At 41.0% G+C, this 1,035-nt stretch carries 2 protein-coding genes; both read right to left on the reverse strand.

The annotated features are described in order from the left end of the window. Positions 1-347: LacI family DNA-binding transcriptional regulator (locus R7P72_RS26105; RefSeq protein ID WP_318111167.1), on the reverse strand; the 347-nt coding region annotated here is incomplete at its 3' end. 78 nt (positions 348-425) lie between these two features. Next, the coding region (locus R7P72_RS26110) for an ABC transporter ATP-binding protein (RefSeq protein ID WP_318111168.1) at positions 426-1,035 on the reverse strand (610 nt) is incomplete at its 5' end.

Here is a 1,035-nt window from a genome sequence, read left to right on the forward strand (position 1 = left end):
TGGTCTAAATGGAGTGTTCTTAAATCGACTCCTTTTTCTAAGCATCGATTTTGAATGCCAGCACGAATAGAAGTGAAATACGGGTCGTCTATTTCCTGTGTCGGCGTTAAAAAGTTCAACATAACAACATCACGTACGCCAAATGGCTCATTCGTTTTGGTTACTTCATGATGAACAAACTGTTTTTTACTGCGTTTAGGGGATTGATAGCCAAGAGACTCTACTGCCTCCAAAATGGCCCGTTTTTTGTCTTCACTTACAGACAAAGTAGGGTCTTCGTTAAGAAAGCGAGAAATAGTGGAAGTAGAAATCTTCGCTCTTTGTGCAATGTCTTTAAGTGTAGCCAAAAGATTACCCTATATTGTTTTTATCGGACGGTCCTAGCATGCCAAAGAGCATTCTGAATGCTCTTTGGCACTAAAGCGCTAATGTGTTGATTGTACAGAATCAAATTTAATGACGTTTCCATCAGGTTCAAAAATGTGTAAATGGGAAGGTGATGTAAATAGCGAAATTGACTCACCAGGCTGTACTTGTGTGTCCCCATGATGAAGGTATTTGAAGTCATCCACGCCGCCACATTGGCCAAAGATGTAAGTCATGCCTCCCAGTCTCTCGACCACTTCACATTGGAATGCAAGTGTGATCATATCTGGATTTGTCGTGAGGTGTTCTGGTCTAATACCTAACGTTAGATTTTTACCTATTTCAACCTGAGCTGTTTTTATCGGTAAAGTGATTGAATGACCCACATCTAGACTCACTGTTAATCTCGTTTCATCCCAAGCTTCAACGGTACAAGGAAGAAAATTCATTTTAGGCGAGCCAATAAATCCGGCAACAAATCTGTTAACAGGGTTATGGTAGAGATCCATTGGTGAGCCAACTTGCTCAACTTTACCATCACGAAGCACGACGATTTTATCTGCTAATGTCATGGCTTCGACTTGGTCGTGCGTTACGTAGATCATGGTTGACTTAAGTTCTTGATGTAGCTTTGCAATATGTAGACGCATATCCACACGTAATTCTGCA

Source organism: Vibrio sp. Vb0888 (genome assembly GCF_033338835.1).
Lineage (GTDB): Bacteria > Pseudomonadota > Gammaproteobacteria > Enterobacterales > Vibrionaceae > Vibrio > Vibrio alginolyticus.